Here is a 26,277-nt window from a genome sequence, read left to right as displayed (position 1 = left end):
ACTCTTGTGAAAACGGTGAACGCCTACTTTAGCCCTGGGTCTTTGACTATTAGTTGGGACAAAGGTTGATCTGTGTGTTTATCGGAAAAAACGTGAAACTACTCTTGCGCAAGCACTTGAAGCAGGTGACGCTCTGTAAAAGCTGTGGACATGACTGCGGAAAGAACGGCGACGCAAGCCGCCGTTCTTTCTTTGGCAGATCACTACGCTTTGGTCGTGCGCTCGACGTAGACCTTCTGGGCTGCAATGAGTCCATCGCCGAACTTTGCACCAAGCTGCGGCAGCGACTTCACGACGACCTGTTCCAGCGCGCCGATGAGCGCGATGGTGTCCATATAGTCAAAGAAGCCCAGGTGAGCGATGCGGAAGATCTGACCCTTCATCTCGCCCTGGCCGTTGGTGATGACCGCCGCAAAACGCGACTTCAGCTCCTTGACGATTACTCCGGAGTCTACTCCCTCGGGGGCGTACACCGCCGTGGCGGCTGCGCCGGGGGCGTCGCTGAAGAGCTTGAAGCCGAGCGCTTCGACGGCTGCACGAGTCATCGCGGAGATGGTTTCGGCGTTGTCGACGAGCTTCTTGCGGCCCTCGGCGAGTGAGCCTGCCGGGTTTTCGGGAGTCGCCGCCTGCGCCGCGATCCAGTCGAGTGCCGCTCCGAGTGCCGCGATCAATGCGACCGCCGGGGTATAGGCGCTCTCGCCGTTCTTCGCGTTCTTGCGCTCTTTGCGCAGGTCGAAGTAGTAGCGCGGGTTGTAGGTGGCTTCCATGCGGTCCCAGGCGCGCTGGCTGACGGCCAGGTAGCTGAGTCCGGGAGGAATCATCACGGCCTTCTGCGAGCCGCCGATGAGCACATCGATGCCGGTGGCATCCATGTCGAGGTGCGTGGTGCCGAGGCCGGTGATGCCGTCGACGATGAGCAGTGCCTCGGACTTCTGGTCCTTCAGCAGCTTGGCGAGCGCTTCCATGTCGTGGCGAGCGCCCGTGGAGGTCTCATTGGCCTGCACGAAGACCGCGCGGGTCTCGAGCTTGAGCGCGGCCTTTACCTTGTCCAGGTCGAAGGTCTTGCCATAGGGCTCGGAGACGAGATCGACCTCGCAGCCGAAGGCCTTGGCGAGAGCTGTCCAGCGCTCGCCGAACTTGCCGGCCGAGAGCACCAGCACGCGATCGCCGGGCGAGGTGAGGTTGGAGACCGCGGCCTCCATGGCTCCGGTACCGGAGCTGGAGAGGATGATGACGTCGTTCTTGGTCCCGACAAACTCCTTGAGCTGCGAGAGAACCCGCAGGTAAAGTGCACGAAATTCGGGAGTGCGATGGTGGATGTCGGCAGCGGCCATGGCGAACTGCGCGGCGGGAAGAAGGGGAGTCGGACCAGGAGTGAAGAGACGCGTCTTGCGGATCATGCTTCTATTTTAGCGACAGAGTTGTTTCGCAGCAGACAGCCTGTAATCGGACAGCTTCCCAGGTCTTCAAATCTCTTTGTAAAGACAGAGATAATAGGGCATGGGCGAGAACGTCGAGAAGTTTACGGGAAGGGTAGCGGCCTACGCTGAATATCGCGAACGCTACGATCCCATGATTGTGCTGCCACGGCTCAGGGACTGGTGTGGGTTGCAGCCGGCGTGGACCGTGGCCGATGTTGGAGCGGGAACCGGCATGTTGAGCGATGTGTTCCTGGCGGGCGGCAACCGCGTGATTGCGGTCGAGCCGAATGCGGAGATGCGAGAGGCTTGTGTGCGGCTTCACGAGGGCAACGCGGCTCTGACCGTCGTGAATGGAACCGCTGAGGCCACGGGGCTCGAGGACGCTTCGGTAGAGATGTTGAGCGTGGGCCGCGCCCTGCACTGGTTCGATCTCGATTCGGCGATGCGCGAGTTCCGGCGTGTCCTGAAGCCGGAGGGATGGATTGCGGTGGTTGCGTTCGGGCGATCTAAAGATGGCCGTAAAGAGAATGAAGCCTACGAAGAGGTTCTTCGTCCCTACACCGTAAACGGCCGGGGCACGCATGCGGAGTACACCAAGTACGAGCGACTCAAAGACCTGTTTGTGGGTGGCGAATTTTGCCATGAAGAAGTTCGGGGAGAGATCCAGATTGGCTGGGAGGCACTGCGTGGTTTTACGCTGTCGCTCTCTCACGCTCCGTTGCCCGAATCGGCAGAGTTCAGGGCCTTTGAAGAGAAGTTGCGGGAGTACTTTGCTCAACATGAGGAGAACGGGTCCGTGACACTCGCTACGAGGTATTGGATCAACGCAGGAAGATTTGGAACACACGGTTGAGGTATGTGGTTCGTTGAAAATGATGACCCGTTCAGCACAGCGCGAAGCGCCTTTCCTGATGCTTCAGCATCAGGGCGACGGAGGGAGCCGTAGCCTTTAGGCTACGGAAATAGAGGCTTGGCAAAGATGTGGCCTTTAGGCCCGGGCCTTCTTTCGGCTGCGGACAAAAGACCCGGGGCTAAAGCCCGATTCTCGTCTGCCCCTTATCCGTAGCCTAAAGGCTACGGCTCCCTCCGTCCCGCGACGCTAAAGCGTCACGGTTTGCGCTTCGCGCTACTAGAGCCACGTCATTGCGTACGGCTTCGAGCAACGAAGGCCGGCAAATGTGGAACTGCTCTAAAGGTCGAAGCCAAATGGAATACTGTTAAGCTTGACTCGGTTGGAGGATCACAATGGCACAGATTGGCGAGCGCATCGGCGCGGACATTATTACGGCGATGAAGGCGAAGGAAGCGGACAAACTGACGACGCTGCGTATGGTGAAGTCGGCGTTCAAGTCGAAGGAGATCGATAAGCGCGAGCCGCTGACCGATGCAGAAGAGCAGTCCATCATCACAACGCTGCTGAAGCAACGCCGTGAATCGATCGAACAGTTTACCAAGGGCGGTCGCCCCGAACTTGCTGCCAAAGAGCAGGAAGAGATCGAACTGATCGACGCCTACATGCCGAAGGCCGCGAGCGCGGACGACATTCTCGCTACCGTGCAGGGCGCGGTGGAGCAGATCACCAAAGACAATGGCGGCACACGCCCCGGTCCGCGTGACATGGGTGCGGTGATGAAGGTTGCGCAGCAACGAATTCTCGCTGATGGTATTCGTGCGGATGGCAAGCTGGTCAGCGAATTAGTGAAGGCGGAACTGGCGAAAGGCGCGTAGTTCCGTGCAATAGGTAAAGAACAAGCAACAGCAAAAGCCTTGACGCAAAGGTCGCAAAGAGAGCCAAGTTTCGCCAAGGTTACGTGGCGAAACTTGGCGTTTTTCCTCTGCGACCTTTGCGTCAAGGCTTTTGCTGTTGCTCGCTGTAGAACGTCACGCTATCTCAAGCGAAATCGCACGAACAAAACCTCACCCGTAGGCGTATCGCCATAGATTCCGCGCAACGCCTGCGGTGTGCGATAGACCGTGACCTGAGCTCCCGGCGCAGCCAGAAGATGCGAGCCCAGCGCGATGTCGTGGTCGTAGCCGAAGGTATACGCGGCGACATGGCCTAGGGGCGACTCCTCGAACCCTGCGGGCAACTGGGTTCCAGGCGTGAGCAGCAGCTCGTTCGAGCGGCCTGCGTTTTCGAGGCGCGTCCACATATAGTTCTTGTCGGCAAAGCGCAGCAGAGCTTCAGCGAGGTAGCTGTTTTCCTTGCTGTTGTCGCTGAACGAACGCGTGCGTCCCCAGACGAACGTCGTCGAAAGATCGGTCGTGGGTTCCGCAGCCATGTTCATCGCGGGCATCGCGGAGGCTGACTGCGACGCATGGCTCATGTCCATTCCTGGCATGTCCGCCATGCCGTCCATCTTCATGCCGCCCATGCCAGTCATGGGCTTTGCGCGGAACGTGTGGTGATACATCACGCTTGCAGTCTGGCGAGCCTGGTCTTCGCCGGGATAGAGCGCCTCGGGCGAGGTGATGTGTGCGATGGAGTATTGCCCCGACCAGTCCGGCGTGGGTGAGACGGTGAGCCGTGTCGAAACGGAATCGATGGCGTGGCCATTCGGAGAGGGCTCGAAGTGCCAGCGGTCTTCACTCGGCTCTCCGCCATGAAAGCCCGAGAGTTCAACGCGCGCCCAGCGATAGGTCAGTCCGCCCGTCACGACATTGAATGCGATGTGCGTCGAGTCTTCCTGGTGATGCCCGAGTGCTGCGATAGGATCTTCACTCGCTGACTGACGATGGGGGTAGGCCGTCGGCCCGATGGCCGGATCGCCGATGGGAGCGGCATAGAGCGAAAGCAGCGTGTTGTGCGAGAGCGGAAGGTCGTACAGCGCAGCGATCTCCATGAAGAAATCGTGCGGATGCTGGCCGTCGACGATCGGCGCACCATAGGCCGTCTCGCCCTGCTGAAAGAGCTCCGGGTAGTTGCGGCCGCCTACTGTTCCCGGCTCAAACGAAAACATCGCGCGTACGGTCAGATCGCCCGCCCCCAGCTTGTGCTGCGCCATCGGCATGATCCAGTTGGTGGAGAAGAAGGCATCGCGATTGCGCGGTGAGTCGGCCTGCTGCTGCGTGTTCGCGGCGAAGGCATTGGCGTGCAGCATCAGCCGCCAGCCATCGTGATCGAACATCAGCATCGGGACGGGCGTGCTTGCGGGTTCGATGCTCGTTCCCGACGAGCCGTGTTGCTGCTCTGCCTCGATCAAGGTATGGGCAGACATGACCATCTGCGGCATGGGCACCTGGGCGTGCAGAGTCGAGGCGAGAAAGAGAACCGACGAAATTTGAATCAACAGCCGCATGCGGGGTGAATACTCCTTCGGAATGACGATGTGCTATCGATTCCGGCACATACGTCTCCTTAAAAGGGCAGACGGATGTGCCGCAAAATCCTTACACCCTTCTTCAAGAGCCGATTATTTGTACCTCTTGGAAAGCTTCCAGTCCTTTGATGGCGCGGTTTGCACGGTCCCAGCACTGTGAACTGCCGGTAAATTGGGCTCGATAACAGATGAGAAATTGGCTGCCACAGCGGGTATCGCGGCATATACTAGCCTCATATTTTTACAAGCTGCATTTTTTCACTGTAACTATTCTCCGAGATGTCTTTCGAGGTATGTTTCAAATGAACCGGCGTCTATTCGCTTTCTTGTGCCTTTTCGTCTCGTTTCCCCTCGCCCTCACTGCCCAGACGCTTGATCCCCAGGGAGCCGTCAAAGCTGCAGTCGTTGCCAGGTATCACCTGACGCAGGCCACGGCCGACGACACAGATGTCGTTACGGCCGGTGATGTAATCACGTTCCTGAAGTCGGGCATGATCCTGTTTACGGTTACCGGCGGCAAGCTGGGCCACACGCTCTCTTACCATGACGGCAAGTTCAACCTCGGTGGGTTTTCGGGTTTTTCGACCGTAATGGCCAGCGGTCCGAACAGCGCCGACAGGCGCACGTTTGTCTCCGGCGAAAAGTGCTGGCTGATCGACGTTGATGTTAAGCCCGATGGCGTCTATCTCCTGCTCCTGACGGACCCCATCAACAACATTCGCTACATGGGAACCCTCAAGTTCCCCGTCGATAAGAAGCAGCCGATGCCGCCGCCCGACGTGATGCTGAGCCGTATCTCTGAAGTGATCTCGGCTTCCGGATCGGGAGCATCGCAGCCTGTCGCCGCTGCTCCCAGCGCCCCTGCGCCGCCGCCTCCAGTGCCCATCGCTCCGCCACCGCCGCCACCGGATGAACCGGCCGCAGCGCCGCCCACCATCTCACTCGGCCAGACCAAGGACCAGGTAAAGGCAGCGTTTGGCACGCCAGATCGTGTCGTCAAACTCGGCACCAAAGAGATTGAGTACTTCAAGGACATGAAGGTCACCTTCGTCAATGGCAAGGTTACCGATGTTCAGTAGCATCAACGGGCCAACGCACCGCAGGCCTACTTCCGTCCTCAGAAGGATCTTTATGCTGCATCTCTCTCCGCTTCGTCTTCGTTGCTGCACGATCGCCTTACTGGCATTGTCCAGCGGGTTGGCGCTTCAGGCGCAGAAAAAGGCTTCCAAACCAGCACCCAAGCCTGCGGCCCATCCTGCCGCATCCGGCGCGCATCCGGCGACGGTTGCGCATGGTCCCACAACAGGCGGCGTCCATCCCACCACGGCTTCGCATCCGCTTGCTGCACGCGGGCCCATGTCTCACCCCGGGCCGGCGCGTGATCGCGAGGTTCGCACTGCCAATGGAGGCGCTGTCCGCATGCGCCCCAATGGCCGTCCCGCCGACTTTCACGATCCGGGGCGCGGCATGGACATCCACCACAACCTCGCGGGCGGCGGTCGTCGCATCTCTGTAGAGCGCGCCGACCACTCTCGCCTCGTCTATGAGCGCGGACGGGCCGGGTACATTGCGCATCCCTATTCGTTTCACGGTCATGAGTTCGCGCGCCGTGTCTATTACTTCCACGGCCGCGCCTATAACCGTTTCTATAATCCGTACTTCTTTCATGGCGTGCACTTTGAGGTCTACGCGCCGTATCGCTTCTATTCGGTGGGCTTCTACGGTTGGGCGTACCATCCCTGGTTGCGGCCGGTGCCGTATGCCTGGGGCTTTGGAGTCAACCCCTGGTACGGCTACTACGGCGGTTACTTTACGCCCTATCCGGTGTATGCTTCGCCTGCGCTCTGGCTTACGGACTACATGATCTCGCAGTCACTGGAGGCCAATTATGAAGCTGCTGCGGCTGCTGGTCCGCCGCCGCCACTTGGGGCCGATGTCTCTCCGCTCAGTCCCGACGTGAAGCAGATGGTTGCGGACGAGGTGCAGCGCCAGCTTGCACTGGAGAACAGTGAAGCGCAGCTCAACATGCAGGGCCAGGCTCCCGATCCCAACTCCAGCAGCATCGCCCGCCAGCTCAGCGATGGGCAGGTGCACTCCTTCGTCGCCGGAGCTGAGGTCGATGTCGTCGATACAACTACCGGGCAGGAGTGTGCCGTTACCGACGGCGATGTCCTGCAGCTCACCACGCCGCCAGCGGCCGATGCTTCTGAAGCCATGCTGACGGTGATGTCGAGCAAGGGCGGCAACGAGTGCCGCAAGATGGCTGTCGTCAACGTCCCGCTCGAAGACCTGCAGGAGATGCAGAACCACATGCGCGAGACACTCGACCAGGGACTCGCCGATCTGCAGACTAAGCAGGGCAAGGGTGGTTTGCCCACCGCTCCTCCTTCGGCAATGGCCGCTCCGGTCGATGCTGCCTTTACCCAGGGCGCGCCGGCGCCTGAACCGGGCGGAGAGCAGGAGTTGCTCGCCGAGTCGAAGCAGGCCGATCAGTCGGAGCAGGAGTTGACGAGTGCCACTGCCTCTGGCCCCTCTGCAGCAGCGGCGACCGATACACCGCCACCACCGGCGCCAGCAGCACCGCCTGCCTCGATCAACATCACTCCGGGGCAATCCATCGCCGATGTGAAAGCCGCGCTGGGTGAACCGACCCGCATCGTCAATCTCGGCACCAAGTCGATCTATGTCTATAAGGACATGAAGATCACTTTCATATCAGGCAAAGTGAGCGACATCCAGTAGCTGCTTTGCTGTTGCTTCAAAGAAGGCCCGGGTTTAATCCCGGGCCTCTTTCTATTCGGTTTCAGAAGCAATCACTGCTGTCTAGTGTGGTGAGTCTTTCGTTCGTTGAAGAATGAAGGTCTGTTCAGTACAGCGCGAAGCGCGCGTTCCCTGATGCTTCAGCATCAGGGAGACGGAGGGAGCCGTGGCCTAAAGACCACGGCTCCCTCCGCCCCGCGACGCTAAAGCGTCACGGTTTGCGCTTCGCGCTTCGCGGTAACGCTGGTTCTTCAACGAACTAAAGACTCACCACACCTATACACAACCTGCTCTACGTCTTACCCCAGCTTCGGATGCAGCCGATGGAAGCCGGTCTTCTGTTGATAGGCAGCGGCGAGCGCACAGGCTTTGGCTTCGCCATAAAGCGGCGCCAGGAAGGTGATGGATACAGGAGTGCCTGGGCCGCCATAGTCGGGCCACTCGTCTTTCCCGGCGGAGAACGCTGGTGCGTCTTCGCCGCGCAGGCCGTTGGGCACAATCACCGCAGGTTGCCCGCAGAGGTTTGTCGCGGTTAACTGCGCTCCGCTACTGGGAGTGACGATCACGTCGAAGTCGAGGAAGAGCTTGTGCATCGCGGCGATCGCCAGGGTGCGAGCACGCTGAGCCTGGATGTAGTCGACTGCGGAGATAAAGCGCGCGGTGCGAAATCCATTAGGCCAGTCATAGGATTTTTGCCCGGTGAGCAGAGCATCGCGCCCGGAGATTGTGAGTTCGTCGAAGGCCGCAGCCGCTTCCGCGCTAAGCACATTGAGCAATGCCGAAAAATGGAAGGTCGGCATCTCGACTGGTGTAAGCGTAACGTTCATCGCTCGCAGCCGATCGAGCGTAGCCGCGGCAAGTTTTGCATCGTAGAGGTTTCGGTCGAAGTCTCTGCGATGCTCCTGCTCCCGGTCTGCACGCTCGGCGGCAGAGAGCTTATCGGCCGCCTCCGCAGGCAACGGCTGAAAGACCGGTAGATCGAACGCAGACTTCAGATACCCCACGCGCAGCTTGCGTATGTCGAGCGTGAGGTCCGCATGAAACGGCGCGGGCTGTACGCTCTGATCGTGGCCGTCCGGCCCATAGATCGCATTGAGTACGAGCGCACAGTCTTCGACCGAGCGCGCGATGGGGCCGATCTTATCCATCGACCACGTCAGCGCCATTCCTCCGGTGCGCGGGACGAGCCCAAAGCTTGGCCGCAGGCCTGTCGCGCCGCAACGGGTAGAGGGGCTGGAGATTGAACCGAGAGTCTCCGTTCCGATCGCAAAGCCAACGCAGCCCGCTGCGACCGCGGAGCCTGAACCGGCGGAGCTTCCGCTCGAACCCTGCCGTGGATTCCAGGGGTTGCGTGTGCGTCCGCCAAACCACAGATCGCCCTGGGCCAGCGCGCCCATGGAGAGCTTCGCAATCAGGACCGCACCTGCGGCATCGAGACGTTTCACTACCTCGGCGTCTTCGTCGAAGTGCTGTTCCTCGAATCCTGCCGCGCCCCAGGTCGTTGGATAACCCTTCACCGCGAGCAGATCTTTAGCGCCCCAGGGAATGCCATGCAGCGGGCCGCGATACTTTCCTGCAGCCATCTCGCGGTCAGCCTGCGCGGCCTGTGCCAGAGCACGTTCTTCCGTCAGTGTGATGACGAAGTGTAACGACGGATCGTAACGCTTGAGGCGAGCGAGATACATCTTCGTCAACGCAACGGAGGTGAGCTTGCGCAGACGGAGTGCTTCGCCGAGTTGCCGCACTGTTGCAAAGGCAACGGCGTCTTCCTGGGAGGAGAGAGCAGCGGAAGTGATTCCAGAGATGCTCGGTGCGGTTCCGAGCTTCACCGGGAGCGGCGCTGTTGCATGAGGAAGGGGCGTTCCAGTGGGTACAGGGTTGAAGACATCCGCAGGCGCAACGCTATTGGCGAGGTTCAGGGTGCGCACCCGCAAGGCCGAGTTGCGCTGACCGGTGAGTCCATCGAGCATCATCTGCTTTTGCTCGTTGCTAAGTTTGATCGCCGCGATGGCTGCTGCCGCGTCGATCATCTCCGGCGTAATAGCAGGCCAGCCGCGCAGGTCGGGTTGTGCTTCCATACTTTCGTTGGCAGGAGGAGGTGAACCGGCCGAAGGCTGCGTGGCAAGGGCGAACAAAGTCCCCGGGAACAGCGTTCCGCCCAGTCCGGCGGCGGCGGAGACAGCGAGAAAACGTCGGCGGGCGAGGCCTGCTGACGGTGCGTTGGCGTCGAAGGTCATGCGAAATTATTGCATTGCCGCCGTGCCGCAAGGGTTCGATGCCTGCTACATTGCTGCGTATGAGATCTCTTCGTCTTCCGCGAGTTGTGTGCGCAGTGCTTCTGGCCCTCTGCGCGCTTGTCTGTGCAGGAACGGCAACGGCGCAGAATGGAACGGCTGCTTCCGGTGCTTCCGCCAGTGCGGCGAAGCTTCAGTTCTATATCCGCCTGACGCCTCCGCGCCCAACCTTCGCCGTGGACATGAACGCTCATGAGCAAGAGGTAATGGAAGAGCACGCCGCCTATTGGGCCGATCTGTACAAGACAGGCAAGGTGTTGATCATTGGGCCGGTGCATGACCCAAAGGGTATCTTCGGCATGGCCATCATCGAAGTCGCGAGCGAGGCTGAAGCTCATACGATGGCTGAGAACGATCCCAGCGTAAAGGCCGGCATCAACAAGGTGGAAGTGATTCCGATGCACGTGTTCCTGCGGAAGCAGTAGCTGCTGGATCAGCTTTAGTCGGTGTGGAGATACGCAAGCAGTGCCCGAGCGATTCGTCGCCGATGCCGCGCAGTTACAACTCCGGTGTTGTTCGCCAGCGCTGCATCGATCAGTGCGCGAGCGATGCGGCTGAGGTCTTCCGCAGCCTCCGGGACAGAGACCCCAGAGATGCGGACCTTGTGCTCGCGCAGCATTCGGACAACGCTCTTGTGAACCGCACTCCCGATGGAGCTTACTGCCTCTCCTTCGGCGGAGATACGGCTCTCTTCGGATTCGAGAATGCGATGCAGTGCAGGCGAGAACATGTGGGCATCGATCAGTGCGTTGACTAACGCCGGAAGGCGTGCCGAGAGCTCTTTGCCGTGAGTGGCTGTGAGGCTCGACGTAACGGAGTGGAGCAGCCGTTCTTCATAGCGCTGATGCAGTGCGGCAAGGATCGCCTCCTTGCCTGGGAAGTACTGATAGAGCGAGCCAACGCTTACGCCTGCGCGTTCCGCGACGGCATTGGTGTTGAATGCGGCAAGTCCGCGCGTCCCCAGAATCTGAGTAGACGCTTCGAGGATGACTGCTATCGTCTCAGCCGAACGCGCCTGGAGCGGGCTGCGACGCAGCTTTAAGGAGGGTGCCGAAGGCTTGCGGCCGCGCCGGGAAACGCGAGTTTGTTTTCTGAGCATTTGCTCACATTATAAGTACAGGAGAAACACAATGAACGAAAACACGATTCCGTCCGCAGTCCTTCCAGAGCACGAGGACGATCCAAAGACGCTGCACATCTTCATGCTGGTAAAGAGCACCCGCCACTGGCTGGAACTGGCCACGGCTGACCGCACCGCTTTCCTGAAAGAAGAGCTGCTTCCATTGCTCGTCAAACGGCCCGAGGTGACGATGCGCTACTTTGATGCTGAAGCTTTTTCGGCCAGGGCAACTGACGTGCTGTTCTGGGAGACGAAAGATCTCTCGGCCTGGCAGTGGATCTGCGATCACCTGCGCGAGACGAAGTTCTGGGATTACTACTTTGAGGTGTTGGAGATTCTTCCTTCGCTCGAAGGAAACTATCTCGCTGCTGGACGATAACGATACGAAATAGAATGGCCGCGAGAAGGGAACTCAATCGTTATGAAAGCTGTCAGGCAAACGCACAGCCTGACGGCTGCCGATCTCAATGATCTCGGCCAGCTGTGGCTCTTCACTGCGTACGTTCGGCTTGGGATAGGCACCCATGGGGAAGGTATAGCCCTTCTTCCCAGGGCTCAAACAATGCAGCCCATAGTTCAAGGCCGGGAGTGTTGCGGGTTTTTAGAAGGTGCTGATATCCTGCACTTGCTCTCGGGGATTGACGTTATCAGGAGCCAAGTACCACCTCAGATTTATAGCACGATATTACTGTAGTTAGGGGCGATTGACTGTGGCGAAACCCTCCGTAACGACCGTGACAATTGATGGACAAAAGTTCAACGCATTCACTGCAAACGTATCCTTAGCTACCATGACTGACATGTCAGGCATGCCGACGATGGGAAGCCTTAGCTGCAGTATCCAGGTAAGTGTCGATATGCACGACAATGTCAATCTGCCGTTCTCGATGGTGCAACATCTCTATAACCTTGCAAACGTTGTGACCAGGGACAAGATAAAGGATATAAAAGTCGAGTTTTGGCAGGACGAAAGTCAGCAGGACGCGATCTGCACCTACTCCTTCAAGGGGTGGATTAATCACTGGAGTACAGGGAGTGGCGATGGTTCAAACCACACGCTCAGCCTCAACTTGCAGCCAGCGCTGGATGCTCAGCACTTCGTTGACCTGCGCCTAAGTAATTAGCCATCCGCATAGAGCTGCACGTGAGGTTCGCTCTCCCATCCTTCGTGAGGAATACTTGTGGCACCGCAGACGCCTACGCGATCAGCCAATGATCCTCGAGTCGAACTTACGTTCGACCCGCCAGGTCCCGTTTTTCGCATTAGTCTCGACGACAGCATGCCTGCTATCCGTGTGACTGCAACCGTTTTCAATGTGGTGGCAACGGATCTCGCCGCTCTTCGGTACAACTGGAGGGTGGCACTCGTGATGAAGCCGGTTAAGGTTCCTTTGGCGGAAGGACGTATTATCATGCACCCTCCTATCTCTGTACTTACTCAGGGGCCCGTATTTACCATTCCCTTCACGAAGATACGAGGGGGAGATCTTTCCGTTTCTGTCAGTGTCAACGTTGGGAAAGATTTGCTGAAGGCGGAGAGCCAGGGGCTGTTGATTCTCGGCTCTGCCTTGCCTATATCCGAGCAGATGCTCCTTCGGAGCGGAGCTTCCGACACTATGGTGCAAATTATCCGTGTTGAATCGCGAACGCGGCAGTTTGAGAGCCGGGGGCTCGTGGCCGGGTACCCGCTATTCAGCGGAGATAAACTGGGCGGTGTAGGTCTTACGCAGATCACGTATCCACGCCCGACCGATGACGAGATCTGGAGTTGGAAGGCCAATCTCGCCGGGGGGATGAAGATACTGAACAGCAAACTAAAAAGCGCTCGACAACATCTCGAGGCATATCCTCAGAGCGCCAAATTCAAACGGTACGTGCGCGAGTATAACGAGGCACGAGCCCGTAAAGCGGCCATTCCTCTTCCTGGCGCACTGCCTGGCCCGGTGCAACCGCCGCCCGATCTCCAGATCACACTGCCGGCACCTACCGAGGAGCAGATCCGTCGTGAAGGCATTCGCGCGTTCAATGGATATGGTCCGGGCATCATCGATCCGGATGCTGCCCCGCCCAAGCCTCATCACAAGCCGCAGCGCGAGTATTTATTTGAGCACAATGCCACCTTAGATCGCGCCGATCCTCAGAATCCCGTTCTGGTCGTACAGGAACAAAAGAATGCGGCCACCGCTACGGCGTCCTGGTATGAGAACACCAAGGATGATCGGCTCAAATGGTGGCGCGATCACTCCTTGCTGCATAAGAATAAACATGGGAAGGAAACCATTCCTGGCGGTCCGGACTATGTTTCGCATGTTCTCAACAGCAGGATCATTAACCCTTAATAGAAAATGAGGCAGTTTTGAGGCGGGACCTGTTAATCGGCTATATCCCGAGGTGGATTGTCATCGCCGCCGTGCTGTTGTTTCTATGTGGCACCGCGCCGGCGCAACGGAGCGGACCGCCGCGCTTTCTCTATGAGCTTTCCTGCAACACTGTCGTGAAAGTGGATCTCACCAACGGGCAAACGATCGAGGAGATCTTGCTTTCAAATCGCACGAAGCTGGTCCCCGCAGAAAGCCCCCGCACTGCCTTTTGCGATCTGGACGCAATGATGTACAGTCCTGCCGACCGGCAGGCCCAGACCATTGTTTCGGATCGGGTGCGCCGCACTTATACCTGGATCGCATTTTCCGTTCCAGAGTTCCGAGTGGTTGCGTCGCGGCCGCTCCCCGAAGCCTTCGAAGAGGACGCCTCTCCTCGCTTCGTTCGCGGAAGATCAGGCGCAGTGCTTGTCGACCTTACACGTGGGTACATGAAGCTCACTGCTGGTGCAGCCATCCCGGCCGAAGCCGATGGGAGAGCCGGTGTTGGTGGTGTGGATCACTCCATTCATCTCGCAGGTCTTCAGACTGGGAGCCATGAGGGCTGGCTTGACTTGGCCCAGTATCACGGCGAGGGCCTCCTGCCGTACTCAGCTTATGGGCAGGGCAAGCTGCTCCTCTCCAAGCCTCTGATGCAAGCAGCCGGAGAGGTCGTGCTCCGGGTATCTGGTGCAAATGGTGACCGCCTGGCGGCCGTGGACGTATCTTCCCGGAAGATCACTGTCTTCGATATCCCTCCCGGAAAACTCACGATGACCAGTGATGGGCACTACCTGATTGTGCAGGAAGCAGGCAAGCCCGGCGGAGCTCCTTATGGGAGAGCATGGTTTGTGGACATGGCCGCAGAAAAGATCTTGAAGGTGTGGAACGATCATCGGGTAAATACGTCGGCCTTCCTTGCCTTCGCTCCGACCGGTGAGCTTGTTTTTCAAGGTTTCGCGGAGAGCACAGGCCTCACCTTCGCCGTGACCGAACCTGTGAATGGTTTCTTTTCGGAGGAATAACGTGCAGTTGCCGCCGCGATGCGACGAAACACGCCGTCTATTCGGCGAGCTTATGAGCGAGGCCCTGATTCGGACGCCACTGCGGAAGGTACTGTCCGGGTGTGACTCCTGTCATTCGCTTAAAGTGGCGGGTGAAATGGCTCTGATCTGTAAATCCGATGTCACTCGCAACATCCACAATCGAAGCCCCCTCGCTCAGGAGTTTTTTCGCCGCCTCGACTCGAATCTGGGTCAGATAGGCATGGGGAGAGAGGCCTACGTCCCGCCGAAAGGTTCTCATCAGGTGAAAGCGGCTGAGCTGTGCGATTTCGGCCAGATCTTCAACGCTGATGTTCTTCCAGTAGTAGCTATGGAGATAGTCTTTGACGCGGAGGATCTTGTTCCGCTCGTCCCGAATAGCCGAATCATGTCTCGGCTCACGTATGTGTCGTTCGCTCAGGTGAGTAAACACATCCGCCAGATCATTCTCGATGTTGAGAGTGTCCGCGTCCCTCTCCAGTTTGCGATGCAGTCGTAGCAGGCTTGCTGCGAGAGCAGCATCCTGCACAAACGGTTTCACAAATTGTGGGACTTCAAATCCGAGGTCCTCCGCTCGGCTCTGAAAGAACTCCTTCTCAAGGTAGATCACTCGCAAGCCCCAACCGTTTTCAGTGGCAGACTTCGGAGCATGAACTTCACCCGGGTTGAGTAGGAATACCGTTCCTGTGGGGAGAATATGCGTGGCATTTTGACAATAGGTACTCATCGCTCCGCGGTCTACGACACCGATAGCAGGCACAGTATGAAAGTGCTGGGCAAACTCGTAATTCTGATAGGAACCCTGTAGCACTTCGACATCTTCGAGTCCCGGATGGCGCCAGATTCGCGCTTTGTCCCCCGGACCTAGAGGCGTTGTCTCCTGGGAGCGCACGAGCACCTCATGCGTACTTAACCTCGTAGAGACCGGGACTTGCTCTGGTCCGCCCGTATCGACATCTGCGATCTGGCTCACAAATTAAGTCTAGCAGGGCGTGAATTGTGAGCCAGATCGCAGTGATCTAACTCTAGGCAAATGGGCCACTTATCTCCCTTGAAAAAGAGCAAGCGCACTATCGTACAAGACCATCGAGTACCTTTCACGACAAGCTAGTGCTTGTGATGTCTCTTGCTAGAAACGTACTGAAGTCAAGCCTGACGTGGCCTCTGCTCATCCTCTGCGCTGTAGCTCCCCAGGCATGGAGCCAGCGTGCCCCGAATCTCCCGGATGCTCCCTGGCAGCCCTCTGCGACGGTGCTGAAGAAGTACGTTCCCACCGTTACGCATGGCGAAGCGGAGTTGGACGCAGCCGATGCTTACACCTTGGGACAGTTGATCGACATCGCCGAATCCAACAACCCAACGACCAAAGAGGCCTGGAACCACGCCAAGGCGAGTGCGGCAGCGGTGGGGATCGCGAAGAGCGAGCTCTATCCGACGCTGTTCGCGTTCGCCACGGGCAAAAATTACAACACCCCGCCGCTCCTCTATAACGCCTTCGTCGTTCAGGATATCGGTCTCTTTGCTACCGCTGTCCACCTCGATTACACCCTGGTCGACTTCGGTGCCCGCCGATCTGAAATTACAGCAACGCAGGCAAAGCTGGTCGCTGCGAATCTGAGCTTCAATGACGCACACCTCCAACTGATTCAACAGGTCAGTCAGGCGTACTACGCTCTCCTGAACGCCAGCGGATTACGGGCAGCAGCGGAAGTGAATTTCAGCGATGCGGAGGCTCTGGATGAAGCCGCGCAGGAGAGACGCAACAACGGCCTGGCCACACTGCCGGACCTTCTTGAAGCCCACGCAGAAAAAGAAAAGGCTAACTACGATCTGCAGAGTGCGATTGGCGCGGAGAAGACTGCCTTCGGAGATCTGGCGACAGCGATTGCTGCCCAGCCCACTCACTCCTTCAAGGTCCAGGAACTGGATGACCTGCACATTCCCGATGCTCTGGATCAGTCCGTAGAAGATGCGATTGCAAGCGCCTACCAGCAGCGCCCGGATCTTCTTGCCGAAAGGGCAAAGGTCGAGGCTGCCCATGCGGAGGTAGCTCACACCACCTCCGCCTATTTCCCGACGCTAAGCTTTGAAGGCGAAGGGGGTTGGGTTCGTGCGTGGGGACAACAGGACCCCTTTCCGGGAACCTATGCACAGACCCGAACCTACGAGGCGGGTCTTTCGCTCAAATGGACCATCTTCGATGGCCTGCGCCGGGAGAACCGCATCTCGCAGGCAAAGGCGGAGGAAGCCGCGGCGAAGAACGCTGTGCACGAGCACGAGGATCAGATAGCCGACCACGTCTGGGCCAGCTATGAGGATGCCGTTACCGCGCTAGAACAACGGAAAGCTGCGGCTGCGTTGCTCACGGCTTCTACCGAATCTCATTCGGCGGCGGTTGAGTCGTACAAGGACGGTGTGCGCAACCTGCTGGATGTCTTGAATGCGGAGCGCGATCTTGCACGGGCCCGAGCTCTCGATGTCACCGCGCGCACACGGGTCCTGCAGTCGTTCACCAGTCTCGCGTTCAGGACCGGCGACCTCCTGGCACAACACCCGAAAGGTAAAACCCCATGATCAAGTTATCGCCGAATCGCAGACAGCCGCTCGGAAGATGCGCCACTCTCGTTCTCACGACGCTTGTCATTCTTGGTGTGAGCGGCTGTTCCTACTCACCCTCATTCAATCTCCTCGGTTCGTACTTTCCTTCCTGGATTGTCTGCTTCGCTGTCGCGACGGCACTGACGGCTGTGGTCCATGCAGTGTTCACCAAAACAAAGTTGGTGACGGAGCTCTGGCCACTGCCTGTTGTTTATTCCTGTCTGATCAGCTTCCTGAGCTGCACGCTCTGGATCATCTTCTTCAATTAGTGAGGCATTGAGTCCCTTGAACGGAATCGACGAACAATCGCAACGAACCAATCGTGGCACTCTCATCAGCGCAGGCATCCTTGTAGGTGCGTTGATATCGGGGGGTATGGTCATGCACCGCGTAACGACCCAGCCGAGGACGGACGATGCTGAAGTTACTGCCAACTTTATCGGCATGGCGCCGCTGGTCGAAGGGCCGGTCGTAGAGCTGCCTGTGCACGATAACGACTTCGTAAAGAAGGGCACACTTCTCTATAAGATCGACGATCGGCCCTACCTCTATGCTCTGCAGAGTGCCCTTGCCGCGCAGGAGCAACTCGAAGGCCTTATCGAAAATGAATCACGGCAGATCTCATCGCAGGTAAGCCATGTCGAGGTCTCTACGGCCGGAAGGCAAGCTGCTCTGGCGAACGAGGTTCGTGCTGACGATGAGATACAAGTGAGTGAAGCCGGGATCTCCGAGGCTGAAGCAGCCGTCAAACAGGCCCGGGCTGACTCTGAGTACGCTTCCGGCAATCTGCATCGTATCGAGCCGCTGCTCGCTAAGGGCTTTGTCACAACCGACGATGTGCATCGTGCTCGCACGCTTGCAGACGCAAAGACTGCAGCAGTACAGCAATCGGAGTCGCAGCTTACTTTGTCCAAAGCAAAGCTGCTCGCGGCAACTGCGCAAAGACAGCAGGCGGTCGCGCAGAAGACTCAGAGTGAAGCCCAGGTGAACGAGTCGGAACACTCCGTCCTGGTTCTCGCTCCACTGATTGCGCAAAGGGAAAGCCGCGCTGCCGCAGTCAGGCTGGCGCGATACAACTACGAGCAGTGCAGTGTCGTAGCTCCGTTCGATGCGCGAGTCACGAACCTGACCATCTCCGAAGGACAGTACGCCAAGGTGGGTCAGCAGGTGTTTACGCTGATCGATAGCCGCACCTGGTGGGCACTTGCTAACTTTCGCGAATCCCAGCTCAGCCATATCACGCCCGGTGAGTCAGTCGACGTATATCTGATGTCCGACTCGAAGACGAAACTTCACGGCACCGTGGAGAGCGTCGGATACGGCGTCACTCCGGATCCCGATGTCGTCGGCAAACTGGCTTCCGGGCTGCCTGATGTGCAGCGCACCCTCAACTGGGTGAGACTCGCGTCGCGTTATCCCGTGCGCATCCGCATCCTCGATCCACCGCCTTCGGTCCTGCGCGTTGGGCAGGTTGCGAATGTCATCGTCCGGTAAGGATCACTATGTCTCGAACCCTTCAGGCCTTTCCGTCGATCAGTCGGGCCGCAAAAGTAGTTCGCGCGGAGCTTGCGATGTATCCCGGCAGGCTCTCGCTGATATTCAGAATTGTGCTCGCCTGCACTTCGGTGATGGTTTTGGTGATGGTCTTTCGCATCCCCGCTGCTGCGCTCGGAGCCTACTATCCACTGCTGCTTTCACGCGACAGCCCGCGAGCAACACGCCGATCTGCGCTACGAACATCGATTGCCTGCACACTCGGTGCGGCGGAGATCATCCTTGGCGCAATGCTCTTCGCGGGCTCGCCCTTCCTGCACTTCTTTTGGCTGATGGCAAACCTCTTTGCTGTCTTCTATCTCATCAGCGCGATGAAGCTCTACGACGCGGCCGTGGCTCTGGGCGTGTTGATCGCCTCAGCGATGACCCTATGGGATACGGGGGCGTCGCCGGCGACACGCGTGACGCTCACCCTGTACACGCTGCTCTCCATTCTGATGGGTTGTGCGATCTCGGCCCTCATCGAAACAGTCTTCGCCCAGACCCACCCTTCGGACGCTGTGCTCGATGGCATTCAACAGCGTCTCATCCTGGCAGAAAAACTCTTGCGCAAAGGTGGCGATATCGATGCCGACATCGCTTCGCTCAGGCTTCAGCTAGGGCGCTATGCAACGAGGGGCACCGGAGACCTCCGAGAACTCCTTGCTCATTCGAGTTACGACAACTCCTACAAGTCTCAACTTGCAACCGTTGTTGCCTTGTCCGGACAGCTCATAGAACTCTCTGTGAACCTCGGGGAAACAGTCCGCCTTCTATCGCCGTCCGATGTCGTTCGCTGCAATTCGATCGCACAGAATATAGCGGGAATCCGGTTAAGACTTGTAAAGGAGGAGGCGCCTGACTGGTTCGAGCTTTCCGGCGAACATGAACACGCGAATCCGATGCTGGCCGAACTTGAGAGAAATGTTGAGCTGATCGCCGAAAGTTTTTCCGACAGTGACCCAACCCCGCATCATCACTTGCCTGAACCTGGCGAGCAGCAGAAGATGGGCATCTTTCAGGAGGATGCTTTCAGTAACCCGGAGCATCTCAAGTTTGCCATTCGTGGAACCCTGAGCGCGATGGCCTGCTATCTCTTTTACATGAGCCTCGGGTGGATGTTTCTGGCAGGATCGGTGACGACCTGCATCCTTACAGCTCTTACGAATACAGGCGCAACACGGCACAAGCAATTGCTTCGGTTCGCGGGCTTCTTTCTCGGAGCCTGCATTCTCGGTTTTGGAGCGCAGACGTTAATTCTGCCGCAGATCGATTCTCTTGCTGAGTACACACTTCTCTTTGCCTTTGTGATGGCAATCGGAGCCTGGGCGGCTACGTCGAGTCCTCGCCTGGCTTATCTTGGATTTCAGATTGTGCTGGCCTATGACCTCACCAATCTCAATCGCTTCACCTTGAATACCTCACTGGTTCCGGCCCGCGATGCGATTCTCGGAATCGTTCTCGGGATTATTGCGATGTGGCTCTTCTTCGATCACTTGTGGTCACGCTCGGCTACGGCGACGATGCGGGCTATCCTCTTGACGGCAATCCGGGATGTCGCGCAACTGGATCATTCGAGCGATGTTGAGCAACGGCACAAGATGCGTCGCTTTCAAGCCGAGTGTGATCGCATCAATCGCAACTTCGATAAGATTCGTACCCTTTCCGATCTTTCAGTCTTCGAGTCTTTCCCAAAGAATCAGCACGAGATATTTATGACTCACTGCGTTGAGTCCTTTCTGCCTCAACTGCGAGCCTATCTTCTTGTGAAGACTGGACTGCTCCAATATGGCACGACAAACGATCCGCAGCAGTATGCTGAGCTGGTCGATGACGTGAAGCATCGTTCTTCAGCGATTCTCCTTGGAGCCGCGTACACCATCGAACGATATCCGGAGGTCTTCGTTGAGACGATCGATCCTGGAGACAGGCAGCTTCTGTATTCAATGAAGCAAGCGACACATGAAGCCCAGGGACGTGGTCAAGGAAGTTCTGCCACAGGGCTGCGCCTCTCCTCTTCACTACTGGACCTGGCAATCCATGTTCAGATGCAGCTTTACGTCCCACCCTCCGAATAGATGGCAGCGCTTTCTCTCTATCGCTGCATCTAACCTGTAAGCTACTCCCCGGCCTGTTTTGAGCCATCGCGGTCTCTATAACCAGATCGGTCACATCTGTCCCATTCGGCATTGCAGGCACAGGCGGTCGATCGTTTGCCATCACGAATGAGAAAATTATCTAGTGGTTCGGTTCGCCGCCGCGCCCGACGAACCGTTCGCTGAACCGGAGGTTCCGTTTCAATGACGCCTACTTTAGCGCTTTCGCTGCATCTAACCTCTGATCGCTCCGAGGCTGGAAAAATTCCTGGTCTCGTGGTCCACACAGGTCGCTACAGTATTTTGTTCATTGCTAATGGCTTGCGGGCCATATTAGGACAAGCATGAAAACTTCAGAGGTGCTCCAAGCCTGGTCGACGATTCTGGCTGGCCGGTCCCCTTCGCTGTCGATCGAGATCACCAAGGAATGTCCCTTACGGTGTCCGGGATGCTATGCCTTCGATGCGGCCCATCTTGGAAACGAGATGCAGTTGCGTCAGCTCTCCGACTTCAAAGGAGAGGAGCTGGTCACGAGAGTGCTTGCTCTGATCGATGAACGCAAACCGCTCCATGTGTCTCTTGTAGGCGGAGATCCGTTCGTTCGACATCGTGAGCTTGAGTTACTGCTGCCTCACTTGGAGAGCCGCGGAATCCACACGCAGATCGTCACGAGCGCCTTCAGAACTATTCCGAGCTCGTGGACTCAGTTCAAACTGTTGAACGTTGTGGTCTCGATCGATGGCTTGCAACCGGAGCACGATGAACGGCGCAAGCCAGCCACCTATGAACGGATACTGAAGAACATCCGTGGCGCCAGAATCACCATTCATTGCACCATCACCTCCCAGATTGCAGACCGTGAAGGCTACCTGGAAGAGTTTCTGCGTTTCTGGAGTGCGCAGCCGGAGATTGTGAGGGTATGGTTCAGTCTCTTCACCCCTCAACGCGGCGCCACTGACCCGGAGATCCTCACGACCTCGCAAAGAGCCTCTGTACTTGCTGACCTGCAACGCTTACGGAAGAGTTATCCGATCCTTGATATGCACGAGAGGGTGATTCAGGAGATCGCCTCTCCGCCGAAGAGCCCAGGTGAGTGCATCTTTGCGCAGACAACCGAGACGATCTCGGCAGATCTGAAGACGCAGATCACGCCCTGCCAATTCGGTGGAGATCCCGATTGCGAGAATTGTGGCTGCATCGCTTCCATGGGGTTAGCTGCTGTCGGCCATCATCGTGTGATCGGGCCGCTTACGGCCGGCCATCTCTTTATGGCCTCGGATCGATTGGGCAAGGGGTGGAGAGGGCTGCGGAATAAACTCTCGCCAAAACCAAGACAGTCCCCAGAAGCATCTCCATTCAAAATACTTTAGAAGAGGATCTATCATCGATGATCAATCTATCGGCAGACGGGAGATTTTGTGGGTCAGTGGTCAAGGGTTCCGAAGCAGTGGCATTCGATGGTTGCCGAGACCGCCGACTCAGTCCTCCTTGAGACCTCACGCTTCGACCCAGGAAATCGGCAGAGCCTTCTCTTTCTCCATCCTGTTCGAGTGTTGTCTTCATCCAGACCTGACGAAATCCCGGCTCTCTTCCGCGAGCTTGAAGACGCGCTAGCCGAGGGCTTTTATGTCGCCGGATTTGTCGGCTATGAATGCGGATATCACTTTCAGTCTTTGGAGAATGTAGCACCGGCTTCATCAGAACTGCCCTTGGCCTGGTTCGGTGTTTACCGGGAACCGCTCGTCCATCACCACCAGATGAGTGGTGAAGAAGGCAAGGCGGCTCAACCTGCCTCCAACGAATCCGGCAATCTGTTGGAGATGCTTCCGGAACAAACCTTTCTGACGATCTCAGAAGCCGAATACTGCGCAAGGATTGAACGAATTCAGGACTACATACGGGCAGGCGATACCTATCAGGTGAACTTCACGGATACTGTCGATGCCCGGACAAAGCTGTCCGCTACGGAGCTCTTTGCCGAACTCTTACCTCGACAGCCGGTTTCTTATAGTGCTTTCCTGAACGTGGACGGGAACCATATCCTCTCCTTCTCGCCGGAGCTGTTCTTTCGCATTGAGGACGGCCGGATCGTGACTCGCCCCATGAAGGGCACGATGCCCCGAGGCCGCGATTCCAGAGAGGATGTCGAGGCCGCTGCGCGACTGCAGCAGGACGAAAAAAATCGCGCCGAGCATGTGATGATTGTCGACCTTCTTCGCAATGACCTTGGCCGCATCTGCACCATGGGAAGCGTCCAGGTCGAGGACATCTTCTCGGTTGAGAAGTACAGAACTCTTCTCCAGATGACCTCGACGATCTCTGGAACACTTCGGGCTGAGCTCGGATACTACGACATCTTTCGAAGCCTGTTCCCCAGCGGTTCCATCACGGGAGCCCCAAAGATCAGGACGATGCAGATCATTCGTGAACTGGAACAGAAGCCTCGGGAGATCTACACCGGAGCCATCGGTTTCATTGCGCCGGATCGATCCTCGATCTTCAATGTCGCGATTCGAACTCTTGTCCTCAAGGACGGACGAGTCCGGATGGGTGTTGGCGGCGGTATCGTGGCAGATTCGATTCCTGCGGACGAGTACAGGGAGTGCCAGCTCAAGGCAAGTTTCCTGTCCCGGCCAGGGCCGGCCTTTCAACTGATCGAGACGATGCTCTGGGACGGAGAGTACGCTCTTCTGCCCATGCACCTGGATCGCATGGAATCGTCCGCATCGTACTTCGAGTTTTCCTTTGATCGCGCATCGATCACGCGACAACTCCTTGAGCGGGCGCATCCGTTTCCCTCCGGAGAACACTATCGCGTGCGGTTGCTGCTGGACTCTGCCGGCAAGGCGACGATTACGGCCACAGCCTTTCAACCCGGCCAATCGACCTGTTCTGTCCGCATCTCCTCGGAACGTACCTCCTCTGACGATGTCTTCCTGCGGCACAAAACAACACGCCGCGAACGATATGAACGTCTCTTCTCCGAGGCCCGCGCCGATGGTTTCGATGAGGTCCTCTTCCTCAACGAGAGGGAAGAGGTGACGGAAGGGGCAATCAGCAATATCTTCATTCTCCGCGAAGGCAAGCTTATAACTCCACCTATAAGCTCGGGTGTCTTGCCTGGAATCTTCCGCCGTCATCTTCTCGAAACCAATGCGTCGGCAGAGGAGCGAGTCCTTCATCTCGAAGACCTCGAATCGGCAGACGGCATTTTTCTGTGCAATGCTCTTCGCGGTATGCGCCAGGTGAGCTCCCTTCGCTGGAATGCCGTTTGATGTCTCCTGCACCCAGATCCTGCTGTCTGCCCTCTTGACGGCGCCGCAGTAGGAGTCGAAGTCCCCCTCCTGTACCTTTCCCGTTGTCCTGCCCAGATAAAAATTTTGTGGATACAGTTTCACTGTGCTATATCAATAGCACAGTGTTTAGAAAACCCAATCCGTCCTCTGGTGTTCCAATTTACGTCCAGCTCAAAGAGCAGATTCGCCATGCGATTGAGACGGGCGCGCTCGTAACGGGAGATCAACTGCCAGGCATACGCAGCCTCGCAGAGACTTTAGTCATGAATCCCAACACGATCATCAAGGTCTATCGAGAGCTCGAAAACGAAGGAGTCCTTGAGATTCATCACGGGCTCGGAGTGTTCGTCTCTTCAAGCCGACGCAAGGCGAAGACCGGCGAAATAAGGGATGCACAACAACTTACTCAGGAGTTCGTAGACAGGTTGAGAGAGCAAGGTCTTCGTGAGGGAGAGATTCGCCGGCTTGTTGAGGCGGCTTTAGCCAATGAGTTCCAAAGGAGGTAGCGGTGGCACACGTAATCGAAACGCAGCAATTGAAGAAGTCCTACGGTACGCATGAAGCGGTGCGCGGCTTGGATCTATCCGTGTCAGAGGGTGCGGTGTGTGCTTTTCTGGGGCAAAATGGTGCTGGTAAAAGCTCCACCATCAAGATGCTTCTCGGCATGGTTCACCCGACATCGGGTAAGGGGCGCATATTCGGTCACTCCATAAGCAACGAAGCGGAGAGCCTGATCATTCGGCAGAAGGTAGCCTTCGTTGCTGAGGACAAGCGTCTTTACGATTACATGACAGTTGCGGAGCTCATCCGCTTTACGCGTGCCTTTTTCCCGACGTGGGATGAGCGGTTTGAGCAGGAGCTTCTTGATCGGTTCGAACTGCCGCTCGACCGTAAGGTTAGACAGTTATCGAAGGGGATGCGCACAAAACTGGCTCTTCTGTTGGGCTTTGCGCGTGGGTGCAAACTCCTCATCCTTGATGAGCCTACGGAGGGTCTGGATCCGGTCGCAATCGAAGACGTTTTACAAATTGTAGTTTCGCTTGCGGCTCAAGGCACAACCATCTTCTTCTCATCTCACCAGATCGGTGAAGTGGAGCAGGTTGCCGATCACGTGTTGATGATTAATCGCGGACAACTGGTGCTCGACGCTTCTATGGATGAGGTCAAGGAGAGATACAAGCATATTCAAGCGGTCTTTCCTGAGCCCGTTGAGGAACGTGATTTCAGGCTGCCGGGCATCGAGAAAGCACGTATTGAGGGAAGAACTGTGACCCTTGTAGCCAGTGATCACCTCGACTCAATTCTGGAGCATGTGCGAATGCTGAAAGCCGGAAGTATTGATGTGCTGCCCCTGACCCTCAAAGAGGTATTTCTTGAGAAGGTGAAGGTGCGGTCATGAACATGCTGCTTTACAAGGCCTGGATCGAAACTAGAGTGCGTTTCTTTGCAGGTCTGATCGCCGTAACCATTGTCTGCATCTTCTATCTGCAACAGCATGCATGGCTGGTAAAGATGTGGGCTCACGAACTGGCAGACTCGAAAGGCTACCACGGCGCCTGGATGCCTTTGGGTATTAACCATTACAGCTGGTATCTCTGGCACTATCTGTACGACAACTATCTTCAGCAGGTCTGGGCTCTTTTCGCATTGCTGTTCGCATTCGGTGGTTTGATCCGGGAAAGAAGCAGCGGTACTGTCCTCTTCAGTTTGGGGCTCCCAGTGAGTCGGCGACAGTGGTTATTCTCCCGTTTGGCCGTAGCCCTTCTGGAGGCCCTCTCTGTCGCATGTTTTGCAGTTGTAGTGGTCGTCATCGGCTCCAGGGTTATTCATCAAGACTATTCGTTGACCCAATTAATTCTGCATACTCTGCTGATGGTAGGCGCTGGAGTGTTTTTGCTCGCAATTGGTAATCTCTGCTACTCCCTGGCGCCGGGCAACTACACTTCGCTGCTGGTGACCCTCATTGTTCTCGGTGTTCCCTATCTGCTGCTACAGAACTACATGCAGAATGAACGAGACCTAAACAAGACCACATGGTTGCAGTACCTGGATGTCGGACATGCAATGGCTGGACCTTGGCAGATTACCTGGACGTCCTTTCCATGGATCGCTCTATTCGTGGCATGGGGGCTAACTGGGCTGTGCCTGTCTATCACGGCTTTCTATGGAGACCGCGTTGACTACTAAACCCTCAACTGCGCAAGGCAAGTTTACATCGCCCACGGTTGCTCTGATTTGGCGGTACTGGAAAGAAACCCGAGGGCGCTTCGCGGCCGCGCTCTCTCTCCTGCTGGCACTGGTGGTTTATGCAGTCGCTTCCAGTCCAAGCTTTTTGAGTCGCTACAACGCACGACTACCCGATAAACCTTTGGCTTATTCAGCCTATGTATGGAGCGGTCTCTTTCACTACGCGCTCCAGGGACTTTGGATTCTAGGAGC

General features: G+C 57.2%; 24 protein-coding genes. 18 read left to right on the top strand and 6 right to left on the bottom strand.

Annotated elements, in window-relative coordinates:
- Window positions 1–203 precede the first annotated feature (203 nt).
- Window positions 204–1,400, bottom strand: coding sequence for an alanine--glyoxylate aminotransferase family protein (locus tag HDF15_RS08905; RefSeq protein ID WP_184254732.1), 1,197 nt, complete (start codon window positions 1,398–1,400; stop codon window positions 204–206).
- Between the two features lie 100 nt (window positions 1,401–1,500).
- Here HDF15_RS08905 and HDF15_RS08900 point away from each other — a divergent pair, with 100 nt between their 5' ends.
- Both HDF15_RS08900 and HDF15_RS08895 read left to right on the top strand, forming a co-directional pair.
- The gene (locus HDF15_RS08900) at window positions 1,501–2,274 is read left to right on the top strand and encodes a class I SAM-dependent methyltransferase (protein ID WP_184254730.1); all 774 of its coding nucleotides are present in this window, start codon (window positions 1,501–1,503) and stop codon (window positions 2,272–2,274) included.
- A gap of 392 nt (window positions 2,275–2,666) precedes the next feature.
- A complete protein-coding gene (locus tag HDF15_RS08895; RefSeq protein WP_014263466.1) occupies window positions 2,667–3,149 on the top strand; it encodes a GatB/YqeY domain-containing protein in 483 nt (160 codons plus the stop codon).
- 158 nt (window positions 3,150–3,307) lie between these two features.
- Here HDF15_RS08895 and HDF15_RS08890 read toward each other — a convergent pair whose 3' ends face one another.
- Complete coding sequence (locus HDF15_RS08890) at window positions 3,308–4,720, bottom strand: hypothetical protein (protein ID WP_184254728.1); 1,413 nt, start codon at window positions 4,718–4,720, stop codon at window positions 3,308–3,310.
- Window positions 4,721–5,043: 323 nt separating this feature from the next.
- On the opposite strand from HDF15_RS08890, the gene HDF15_RS08885 reads away from it, so the two are divergent.
- Both HDF15_RS08885 and HDF15_RS08880 read left to right on the top strand, forming a co-directional pair.
- Entirely contained in the window at window positions 5,044–5,820 is a 777-nt protein-coding gene (locus HDF15_RS08885) for a hypothetical protein (protein WP_184254726.1), read from the top strand.
- A 52-nt stretch (window positions 5,821–5,872) separates the two neighbouring features.
- The gene (locus HDF15_RS08880; protein ID WP_184254724.1) at window positions 5,873–7,483 is read left to right on the top strand and encodes a hypothetical protein; all 1,611 of its coding nucleotides are present in this window, start codon (window positions 5,873–5,875) and stop codon (window positions 7,481–7,483) included.
- A gap of 317 nt (window positions 7,484–7,800) precedes the next feature.
- Here the strand turns inward: HDF15_RS08880 and HDF15_RS08875 are convergent, their stop codons facing one another.
- Window positions 7,801–9,738 (bottom strand): amidase, encoded by a 1,938-nt coding sequence (locus HDF15_RS08875; RefSeq protein WP_184254722.1) that lies wholly within the window; start codon window positions 9,736–9,738, stop codon window positions 7,801–7,803.
- A gap of 38 nt (window positions 9,739–9,776) precedes the next feature.
- Here HDF15_RS08875 and HDF15_RS08870 point away from each other — a divergent pair, with 38 nt between their 5' ends.
- Complete coding sequence (locus HDF15_RS08870) at window positions 9,777–10,220, top strand: YciI family protein (RefSeq protein ID WP_221314344.1); 444 nt, start codon at window positions 9,777–9,779, stop codon at window positions 10,218–10,220.
- Window positions 10,221–10,234: 14 nt separating this feature from the next.
- On the opposite strand, the gene HDF15_RS08865 is transcribed toward HDF15_RS08870, so the two are convergent.
- Window positions 10,235–10,894: a TetR/AcrR family transcriptional regulator gene (locus tag HDF15_RS08865; RefSeq protein WP_184254720.1), complete on the bottom strand. Its 660-nt coding sequence runs from the start codon at window positions 10,892–10,894 to the stop codon at window positions 10,235–10,237.
- 31 nt (window positions 10,895–10,925) lie between these two features.
- Between HDF15_RS08865 and HDF15_RS08860 the strand changes: the two genes are divergently transcribed.
- Window positions 10,926–11,294, top strand: a complete 369-nt coding sequence (locus tag HDF15_RS08860; RefSeq protein WP_184254718.1) for a darcynin family protein — start codon at window positions 10,926–10,928, stop codon at window positions 11,292–11,294.
- Between the two features lie 33 nt (window positions 11,295–11,327).
- On the opposite strand, the gene HDF15_RS08855 is transcribed toward HDF15_RS08860, so the two are convergent.
- On the bottom strand, window positions 11,328–11,474 hold the full coding sequence (locus HDF15_RS08855) for a hypothetical protein (protein WP_184254716.1): 147 nt from the start codon (window positions 11,472–11,474) through the stop codon (window positions 11,328–11,330).
- Between the two features lie 232 nt (window positions 11,475–11,706).
- Between HDF15_RS08855 and HDF15_RS08850 the strand changes: the two genes are divergently transcribed.
- The 3 genes from HDF15_RS08850 to HDF15_RS08840 all read left to right on the top strand — a co-directional run bounded on the left by HDF15_RS08850 (window position 11,707) and on the right by HDF15_RS08840 (window position 14,297).
- Entirely contained in the window at window positions 11,707–12,039 is a 333-nt protein-coding gene (locus HDF15_RS08850) for a hypothetical protein (protein WP_260330950.1), read from the top strand.
- 246 nt (window positions 12,040–12,285) lie between these two features.
- Window positions 12,286–13,254: a hypothetical protein gene (locus tag HDF15_RS08845; RefSeq protein WP_184254712.1), complete on the top strand. Its 969-nt coding sequence runs from the start codon at window positions 12,286–12,288 to the stop codon at window positions 13,252–13,254.
- 17 nt (window positions 13,255–13,271) lie between these two features.
- The gene (locus HDF15_RS08840; RefSeq protein WP_184254710.1) at window positions 13,272–14,297 is read left to right on the top strand and encodes a hypothetical protein; all 1,026 of its coding nucleotides are present in this window, start codon (window positions 13,272–13,274) and stop codon (window positions 14,295–14,297) included.
- Window positions 14,298–14,334: 37 nt separating this feature from the next.
- Here the strand turns inward: HDF15_RS08840 and HDF15_RS26220 are convergent, their stop codons facing one another.
- A complete protein-coding gene (locus HDF15_RS26220; protein ID WP_184254708.1) occupies window positions 14,335–15,288 on the bottom strand; it encodes an AraC family transcriptional regulator in 954 nt (317 codons plus the stop codon).
- A gap of 146 nt (window positions 15,289–15,434) precedes the next feature.
- Here HDF15_RS26220 and HDF15_RS08830 point away from each other — a divergent pair, with 146 nt between their 5' ends.
- From HDF15_RS08830 to HDF15_RS08790, 9 genes are all read left to right on the top strand, one after another.
- Window positions 15,435–16,889, top strand: coding sequence for a TolC family protein (locus tag HDF15_RS08830; protein WP_184254707.1), 1,455 nt, complete (start codon window positions 15,435–15,437; stop codon window positions 16,887–16,889).
- Entirely contained in the window at window positions 16,886–17,182 is a 297-nt protein-coding gene (locus HDF15_RS08825) for a YtcA family lipoprotein (protein WP_184254705.1), read from the top strand. The genes HDF15_RS08830 and HDF15_RS08825 overlap by 4 nt, the downstream gene beginning before the upstream one ends.
- Before the next feature lie 16 nt (window positions 17,183–17,198).
- Window positions 17,199–18,407: a biotin/lipoyl-binding protein gene (locus HDF15_RS08820; protein ID WP_184254703.1), complete on the top strand. Its 1,209-nt coding sequence runs from the start codon at window positions 17,199–17,201 to the stop codon at window positions 18,405–18,407.
- Window positions 18,408–18,415: 8 nt separating this feature from the next.
- Window positions 18,416–20,524 carry an FUSC family protein gene (locus tag HDF15_RS08815; RefSeq protein ID WP_184254701.1) on the top strand — a complete coding sequence of 703 codons (2,109 nt, stop codon included), beginning with the start codon at window positions 18,416–18,418 and terminating at the stop codon, window positions 20,522–20,524.
- 362 nt (window positions 20,525–20,886) lie between these two features.
- Window positions 20,887–21,912, top strand: a complete 1,026-nt coding sequence (locus HDF15_RS08810; protein WP_184254699.1) for a radical SAM protein — start codon at window positions 20,887–20,889, stop codon at window positions 21,910–21,912.
- Between the two features lie 48 nt (window positions 21,913–21,960).
- A complete protein-coding gene (gene pabB, locus HDF15_RS08805) occupies window positions 21,961–23,817 on the top strand; it encodes an aminodeoxychorismate synthase component I (RefSeq protein ID WP_184254697.1) in 1,857 nt (618 codons plus the stop codon).
- 107 nt (window positions 23,818–23,924) lie between these two features.
- A complete protein-coding gene (locus tag HDF15_RS08800) occupies window positions 23,925–24,344 on the top strand; it encodes a GntR family transcriptional regulator (protein ID WP_184254695.1) in 420 nt (139 codons plus the stop codon).
- A 2-nt stretch (window positions 24,345–24,346) separates the two neighbouring features.
- A complete protein-coding gene (locus tag HDF15_RS08795; RefSeq protein ID WP_184254693.1) occupies window positions 24,347–25,237 on the top strand; it encodes an ABC transporter ATP-binding protein in 891 nt (296 codons plus the stop codon).
- Window positions 25,234–26,025, top strand: coding sequence for an ABC transporter permease subunit (locus HDF15_RS08790; RefSeq protein ID WP_184254691.1), 792 nt, complete (start codon window positions 25,234–25,236; stop codon window positions 26,023–26,025). Before HDF15_RS08795 ends, HDF15_RS08790 begins: the two co-directional genes overlap by 4 nt.
- Window positions 26,026–26,277: the final 252 nt, after the last annotated feature.

Origin of the sequence: Granulicella mallensis (genome assembly GCF_014203225.1) — a bacterium.
GTDB lineage: Bacteria > Acidobacteriota > Terriglobia > Terriglobales > Acidobacteriaceae > Granulicella > Granulicella mallensis_A.
Note: the sequence above shows the minus strand (reverse complement) of the source record. Positions and strands in the feature narration are given on the sequence as shown.